6 protein-coding genes are annotated in these 7,828 nt (G+C 73.0%); 2 read left to right on the top strand and 4 right to left on the bottom strand.

Translation table 11 applies throughout. From position 1 onward, the window contains the following. Together C1I95_RS30000 and lipA are read right to left on the bottom strand one after the other, a co-directional pair. Positions 1-991, bottom strand: a 991-nt coding sequence (locus tag C1I95_RS30000) for a glycosyltransferase family protein (RefSeq protein ID WP_499877994.1), incomplete at its 3' end; no start/stop codon positions are given. Positions 992-1,059: 68 nt separating this feature from the next. Then, positions 1,060-2,052 (bottom strand): lipoyl synthase, encoded by a 993-nt coding sequence (gene lipA, locus C1I95_RS29995; protein WP_111218934.1) that lies wholly within the window; start codon positions 2,050-2,052, stop codon positions 1,060-1,062. Positions 2,053-2,560: 508 nt separating this feature from the next. Between lipA and aspS the strand changes: the two genes are divergently transcribed. Next, the gene (gene aspS, locus C1I95_RS29990; protein ID WP_111218932.1) at positions 2,561-3,847 is read left to right on the top strand and encodes an aspartate--tRNA(Asn) ligase; all 1,287 of its coding nucleotides are present in this window, start codon (positions 2,561-2,563) and stop codon (positions 3,845-3,847) included. A 267-nt stretch (positions 3,848-4,114) separates the two neighbouring features. On the opposite strand, the gene lipB is transcribed toward aspS, so the two are convergent. Continuing rightward, the gene (gene lipB / locus C1I95_RS29985; protein ID WP_111218930.1) at positions 4,115-4,756 is read right to left on the bottom strand and encodes a lipoyl(octanoyl) transferase LipB; all 642 of its coding nucleotides are present in this window, start codon (positions 4,754-4,756) and stop codon (positions 4,115-4,117) included. 76 nt (positions 4,757-4,832) lie between these two features. Then, positions 4,833-6,650, bottom strand: a complete 1,818-nt coding sequence (locus tag C1I95_RS29980) for a DUF6311 domain-containing protein (protein WP_111218928.1) — start codon at positions 6,648-6,650, stop codon at positions 4,833-4,835. 198 nt (positions 6,651-6,848) lie between these two features. On the opposite strand from C1I95_RS29980, the gene C1I95_RS29975 reads away from it, so the two are divergent. Then, the coding region (locus C1I95_RS29975; protein ID WP_111218925.1) for an extracellular catalytic domain type 1 short-chain-length polyhydroxyalkanoate depolymerase at positions 6,849-7,828 on the top strand (980 nt) is incomplete at its 3' end.

Below are 7,828 nucleotides of genomic sequence, written 5' to 3'. Positions count from 1 at the left end.
GGCGGAGGGTGCGCCAGGCGGTCAGGGCGGCGGCGAGCAGCAGGACCGGGAGTGCCGCTGCCCACCAGAGTTGCCAGCCGGCGCAGCGGCCCGGGTCGCAGAAGCCGGTGCCGAGCGCGGGACCGAGCACCAGGCCGCCGTACAGCCGGTCGGCCCAGCCGGCGGGCTGGTCGGCGCCGCTGGCGGTGAGCACCGCGGCGAGCGGGTTGCGGCCGGCCGCCAGGCTGTCCACCAGCAGCGGCGCCGCGCCGACCAGGGCACCGAGCCCGAGCACCGCCCCGGCCCAACCGCGCAGGTCACGCCAGCGGAACGCGACCAGTACCAGCCCGGTGGCGGCCACGTACGGCAGCACCAGCGGATCGACCCAGACCATCAGCCCGGCGAGGAAACCCCAGGCCGCCCAGCGGGGTAGCCGTCGACCGGGCCGCCCGGCCGCGAGGTCGTACGCCAGCAGGGCCAGCGCCGCCCCGGCCACGTTCATCTCCGGGTAGCCGCCACCGGCGATGAGTTGGTTCTTGACGATCCGGTCCGAGCCGAGGGCGAGCAGCCCGACGACCAGCAGGGCGAACCAGCGGTCCCCGGTCAGCCGCAGCGTCAGCCGCCAGACCAGCAGCACGAACAGCGCGTACATCGCCAGGGTGGGCAGTCGCAGGCCGAGCGTCGACGGCCCGGCCAGGGCGAACACCGGCGCGGCCAGCCACGCCTCCAGGGTGCCCATGTACGACTGGCCGTAGAACCAGATCGGGAACTCCTGGCCCCGCGAGATGTGCAGGGCGGCCAGGCCCATGGTGGCCTCGTCGCTGTTGGTGGGTGGCGCGTCGTGCAGCAGCAGGCCGAGGCGGTAACCGACCCCGGTGAGGAACGCGAGCAGGGTGAGCACCCCGGGCAGCCGCGAGCCGGGCCGCGCCCGCAGTGGTCCGGGCAGGGTGCGCAGGGCCGCCGGTAGCGCGCGCAGCGCGGCGCGTGGCGCGCGGCGTACCTCGGCGGTCATGGGCTGATCATGGCACCTGGCCGGCCTCCGGACGGTGGCGCAGCACCGGGCGGCGGCCGGGAAAGAGCTCAGCCGGCGGTGACGGTGACACCCTCGCGGGCCTGGAGGGCCTGCTGGTAGAGGCGGCCGGCGCGGTACGACGAGCGCACCAGCGGCCCGCTCATCACCCCGGCGAAGCCGATCTCCTCGGCCTCGGCGCTCAGCTCGACGAACTCCTCCGGCTTGACCCAGCGCTCGACCGGGTGGTGCCGAGGCGTGGGGCGCAGGTACTGCGTGATGGTGATCAGCTCGCAGCCGGCGGAGTGCAGGTCACGCAGGGCCTGGGAGATCTCGTCCCGCTCCTCGCCCATGCCCAGGATCAGGTTGCTCTTGGTCACCAGGCCGGCCGCGCGGGCCTGCCGGATGACGTCCAGCGAACGTTCGTAGCGGAACGCCGGCCGGATCCGCTTGAAGATGCGCGGCACCGTCTCGACGTTGTGCGCCAGCACCTCCGGCCGGGCGCCGAAGACCTCGGCGAGCTGCTCCGGGACCGCGTTGAAGTCGGGGATCAGCAGCTCGACGCCGCAGCCGGGCTGCAGGGCGTGGATCTGCCGGACCGTCTCGGCGTAGAGCCAGGCGCCGCCGTCGGGCAGGTCGTCGCGGGCAACGCCGGTGATGGTGGCGTACCGCAGACCCATCGAGACCACCGACTCGGCGACCCGGCGCGGCTCGTCGGCGTCGAATTCGGCCGGCTTGCCGGTGTCGATCTGGCAGAAGTCGCAGCGGCGGGTGCACTGGTCACCGCCGATGAGGAAGGTGGCCTCGCGGTCCTCCCAGCACTCGTAGATGTTGGGGCAGCCGGCCTCCTGACACACGGTGTGCAGCCCCTCGCGGGCGACCAGCCCGCGCAGTTGGGTGTACTCCGGGCCCATCTTGGCCTTGACCTTGATCCACGGTGGTTTGCGCTCGATCGGCGTCTCGGCGTTGCGGGCCTCGATCCGCAGCAGGCGCCGCCCCTCGGGTGCGGGCGTCGCGGTACGCGCGGCCTGGCCGGTCGTCGGCGCGGAGTGCTCGATCGTCACAAAACGAGCCTACGCCGGATGGTGGCCGTCGATGAACGGCGGGCGACGGCCGTCACCCCGGAAATCCTGTGACGCCGGACACCGAGGACCGGAAAAACACGTAACAGGACCGCCCGACCGGATGCTAGCGTGCCCGGCACGAAGCGACGACGGAGCCGAGTAGCGCCCCGACCCGCCAGTTGAAGAGAGCCGCCGGTTGCTGCGAGGCGGTCTGGCGCCGAGGCCGCGAAGACCCTCCCGAGCTGCGGGAAGAACCGCCCGCGGTGAAAGGAAGGGTCCCTTATTAACGCCTGCGGCAGAGGAAGGGCCCCTCCTTAACACCCCGCGCCCAGTAGAGCCCGCCCGGCTGGCCCCGGTGAAAAGGCGACGAACGAGGCTCCCGCCCAGGCGGGGGCGAAGGTGTGGTGGCACCGCGAGGTTCCCGCTCGCCCACACCTCCCGGGGCTGAGGCGATCCTTCGCCGCCCGAGGGTGGCGAGGCGTCGCGATCGACCGAGGAGCAGCCCGCTGTGCAACGCATCCTGTCCGACCAACTCGCCCGACACACCGGAGGCGCCGTCCGGATCGCCGGCTGGGTACACCGCCGCCGGCTGCTCAAGTCGGTGGCCTTCCTGATCGTCCGGGACGCCGCCGGCCTCGCCCAGGTCGTGGTCACCGACCCGGCGGTACGCGCCGCCGTCGAGGCGCTGCCCGAGGAGACCGTGGTCGAGGTGACCGGCACGGTGGTCGGGAACGCCACGGCCCCCGCCGGGGTCGAGCTGACCGACCCGACGGTACGTCCGCTCGGCGCGCCCGCCGTACCGCCACCGTTCGACCTCTACCGGCCCACGCTCACCGCCAGCCTCCCCACCCAGCTGGACAACGCACCCGTCGCGCTGCGGCACCCGAGCCGGTCGGCGGCGTTGCGGGTCTCGGCGGCGGCGGTGGCCGGTTTCCGGGCCACGCTGGACGCCCGGCGGTTCGTGGAGATCCACACACCGAAGGTGGTCGCCTCGTCCACCGAGAGCGGGGCGAACGTCTTCGCGCTGGACTGGTTCGGCCGGCCGGCGTACCTGGCCCAGTCACCGCAGTTCTACAAGCAGCTGATGGTCGGTGTCTTCGAGCGGGTCTACGAGGTCGGGCCGGTGTTCCGGGCCGAGCCGCACGACACCGTACGGCACCTGGCGCAGTACACCTCCCTCGACGCCGAGCTGGGCTTCGTCACCGACCACCGGGATGTGATGGCGGTGCTGCAGGACACCCTGGCCGGGACGCTCGACGTGGTCGGCGACCGGGCCGGTGCCGCGCTGGCCACCCTCGGCGTGGAGCTGCCGGCCGTACCGGGGCAGATTCCGGCCGTGCACTTCACCGAGGCGCTGAAGATCGCCGGCGCGCCGGCGGACGAGCCGGACCTCGCCCCCGCGCACGAACGCGCGCTGGGGGAGTGGGCCCGGCGCGAGCATGGGTCGGAGTTCCTCTTCGTCACCGGGTACCCGATGGCGAAGCGGCCGTTCTACACCCACCCGGACCCGGCGCGGCCGGCCTACTCGAACGGGTTCGACCTGCTGTTCCGCGGACTGGAGCTGGTCACCGGCGGGCAACGGCTGCACCGGTACGCCGACTACCTGGCCGCGCTCGCCGCACGCGGCGAGTCGGTCGAGCCGTACGCCGGGTACGTCGACGCCTTCCGGCACGGCATGCCGCCGTACGGCGGCTTCGCCATCGGCCTGGAACGCCTCGTCGCCCGACTGACCGGCGCACCCAACATCCGCGAGGTGACCGCATTCCCCCGCGACCTCCACCGGCTGACCCCGTAGTCGGTCAGGACGCCATCGGCATCGCCTACCGGCACCGGCTGACCCTGTGTCGGGACGCCAACGGCATCGCCTACCGGTGCGGGTAGGCGGCCGAGGCGGGGCGCGCGGCCAACGTGGTGCGGCGGAGTGGTGGGTCAGTTCAGGCCGCGCAGCTTCGTAAGCACCGCTGGCCGGGCGAGCGGGCCCAACTCGTCGACCACCTCGACCAGCCGTTCCAACGCGGCGAACGCGGAACGCGCGCCGGCCGGGTCGACGCCGGCGGGAGGGTCAGACCTCGACGATGGTCGCCAGGCGGCGCTCGACGACCGGGAGTACGTCGGTCACGGTGATCGGGCGGCCCAACTCGGCGCTGAGCGAGGTGACGCCGGCGTCCCGGATGCCGCAGGGCACGATGCGGTCGAAGTACGCCAGGTCGCAGTCGCAGTTGATGGCGAAGCCGTGCAGGGTGACCCCGCGGGCGACCCGGATGCCGATGGCGGCGACCTTGCGGGCCGGCCCCCGGTCGTCGGCCGGCACCCAGACTCCGCTGCGGCCCTCGATCCGGCCCGCGGTCAGGCCGAACTCGGCGCACACCTCGATCAGCATCTGCTCGACCCGCCGGACGTACGCGACCACGTCGACCGGGTCGGGCAGCCGCAGGATCGGGTAGCCCACCAGCTGGCCGGGGCCGTGCCAGGTGATCTTGCCGCCGCGGTCCACGTCGACCACCGGGGTGCCGTCGACCGGGCGGTCCCACGGCTCGGTGCGCTTGCCGGCGGTGTAGACGCTCGGGTGCTCCAGCAGCAGCACGGTGTCGCCCTGCTCGCCGGAGACCACCGCGTCGTGCAGGCGGCGCTGCTCGTCCCAGGCGGCGGAGTAGTCGAGGACGCCGGCGTGGACGGCCGTCAGGCCGGAGGTCGTCGCGGTCACGCGTCCCAGCGTAGACCCGTACCCGCCGGTCACCGGCGGTGAGCCCGCTCACGGACGCGGCGGTCTCGCCCGTTGCTCACTCCCGCCGGATTCGCCAGAGCCAGACGTCCTCGACCCGTTCCGGCTCCCCGAGCAGCATGGTCAACGTGCGTCGGAGCGCCTCCTCGTCGACCGGCCACTTGGCCCCGTGCACCGCGTCGGCGAGCACCACCGCCTCGACCCGCCAGTACGCCAGGTCGGCCCGGACCTCCTCGTGGGTGCCCTCGGTGACGATCGGCAGCGTGCTGGCGCGGGCGGCCTGGTCGAGCATCGCGCCGAAGGGCCGCGGCACCGGCCCGATCCGGCCCCGGTCGTCGGGGCCGCCGGGGCCGAGGAAGAACCCGGACGGGATGGCGAACTCGCCCTGCCGGTTCGCCAACGCGTACGCCTGCCAGCGTTGGCCGTCGGGGTAGACGTCCAGGGTGAGGGGTGCCGGGGTCAGCACGCCCCCCGGCGAGATGTAGTTCCGCCACGCGCCCGAGGTGATGAAGCGGGGGATCGGCTCGCGCTCGCTGGTCAACAGCGGAGTCGGGACCAGCGGCACCAGCGCCACCAGGAAGGCGATCGTCCAGGCCACCGCCGCGGCCCGGCCGGGCGGACGTTGGCGGAGCTGGTCCACGGCGTACGCCAGCAGCAGACCGATCACCGGGGCGACCACCAGCGCGAGCCGGGCGGGCAGCGCGGCGTTCACCACCGGCAGGTGCCCGAGCAGGTCGAACGGCATGGGCAGGTCGGTGCGCCGGCCGTCGACCTTCGCCACCGGCCCGAAGGAGAGCAGGGCGAAGACCACCGCGACGACCCCCAGCGCCCACAGGGTCGCCCGCCGGGCCGGCTCGGCGCGCCGCCAGAGCAGCACGAAGCAGCCGACGGCGAGCAGCAGCAGCGGCAGCCCGAAGAACGAGTTCTCCTCGGTGGGGTTCGGCGCCAGTGAGGTACGCAACCCGGCCTCGCCGGCCAGCGAACGGCGCGGGTACGCGGCGTACGCGGCGATGTCCTCGGAGTGGATCACCGGGTCGAAGCCGGTGCCGTGGAACCGCTGCGGCCCGGCGAAGTGCAGCCAGAGCGGGTACGCCAGCAGTAGCCCGGCGACCACCGCGGTCACCGCGAGCCCGCGCAGGAACGACGGCAGCACGGCCCGGGCCTCGACGCGGTTGGCGGGGTGCAGCGCCCACACGGCGACGAAGAGGCCGAGCGCCAGCGCGGTGAAGAACAACCCCTCTGCGGCGATCGAGAAGGCGACCGCGACGAGCACACCGAGGATCACGCCGTCGCGCAGCCAGCGCCCCGGCCGGCGCAGCGCGAACACCCGCCACACCAGCAGCGGCACCAGCCAGCCGGCGGTCCAGTTCAGGTGGGCGTTGGCGTGCGAGACCATGCCGGGGGAGAAGCCGATGAACAGCCCGCCGATCGCGGCGGCGAGCGGGCTGCGGACCAGGTGCCGGGAGAGCAGCCAGTACCAGGCGAAGGCGGTGGCGGCCAGGTTGAGGGTGAGGATCACCAGGAAGGTGGCCGGCGGCCCGATCAGGTACGTCAGCGGGGCGAAGACCACCGCGTACACGGTGATCGAGGTGTTGACCGCGAGGTTGACCCCGTCCGGGACGTTGATCAGATAGGTGTAGAGCGGGTTCTCCCCATGGCTCACCGCGTGGCCGCCGAAGGCCAGCAGCCACTCGAACAGCGCCTGGTCGCTGGAGTTGACGGTGATCGCGCGACCGTTCGGGTCCCGCCACAGCCCGCTGGTCACCCAGACGGCGAGCGCCAGCGCGAGCAGCGCCACGATCAGGTCGGCGCGGCGGTCGCGGGTGACCCGCGGCGGTTTGGCGGGCGCGGACGCCACGGACGGGGAGGTCGGCACCTAGCGGACGTTACCAACCGCACCCGGACACGCCTGGGCAGACCCGGCACGTCGCGACCCAAGAAGCAGGATGCGGGCCGGCCACACCCAGACATCGACGAATGTGTGAAGTCCCGCCATGTCATAGGTGTGACACATCTGCGTAACGTCGCGGCAATTATCGGTGACCCAGCTCACCACCCACCCCAGGAGGTCCCCGTGCGCCGTACCCGCACCCTGCCCGGCCGGCTCGCCGGTGTGCTGGCCGGGCTGGTCCTGGCCGCCGCCGCGCTGGTGGCCGTCGCCGCTCCCGCCCAGGCCGCGTCCCTGACCCAGGTCACCGGCTTCGGCTCCAACCCCGGCAACCTCGCCATGTACGCCTACCGGCCGGACAACCTGCCGTCGGGCGCCCCGGCCGTCGTCCTGCTGCACGGCTGCACCCAGAACGCGGCCGGGTACTTCGCCAACTCCGGCTGGCAGAAGTACGCCGACCAGTGGAAGTTCGCCCTGATCGTGCCCCAGCAGTCGGCCGCCAACAACTCCAGCTCGTGCTTCAACTGGTTCGAGACCGGCGACACCACTCGCGGCCAGGGTGAAGCGCTGTCCATCAAGCAGATGGTCGACCATGCCCGGTCCAGCTACGGCACGGCCGCCAACCGGGTGTACGTCAGCGGGCTGTCGGCCGGCGGCGCGATGAGCGCGGTCATGCTCGCCACCTACCCGGACGTCTTCGCCGCCGGCTCGGTCATCGCCGGCATCCCGTACCGCTGCGCCACCGGCACGGTCAACGCGTTCTCCTGCATGAGCCCGGGGGTGGACAAGACGCCGGCGCAGTGGGGCGACCTGGTGCGCAACGCCCACCCCGGATACTCCGGCCCGCGCCCGAAGGTGGCTGTCTGGCACGGCACCGCTGACTACACGGTGGCGGTGGCGAACGCCACGGAGTCCCGTGACCAGTGGACCAATGTGCTCGGCGTGGCGCAGACCCCCACCAGCACGGCGCAACTGCCCGCGGGCACCAGCCTGGAGGTGTACGGCAACGACGTGGTCCGCGTCTACCGGGTCTCCGGCATGGGCCACGGCACCCCGATCGACCCGGGCTCCGGCGCGGACCAGTGCGGCACCGTCGCGGCGTACTTCCTGGACACCATCTGCTCGGCGTACCGCGACGCGCTCTTCTTCGGCCTGGACGCCAGCGG

The sequence above is a fragment of the Micromonospora craterilacus genome (genome assembly GCF_003236315.1).
GTDB classification, from domain to species: domain Bacteria; phylum Actinomycetota; class Actinomycetes; order Mycobacteriales; family Micromonosporaceae; genus Micromonospora; species Micromonospora craterilacus.
Note: the sequence above shows the minus strand (reverse complement) of the source record. Positions and strands in the feature narration are given on the sequence as shown.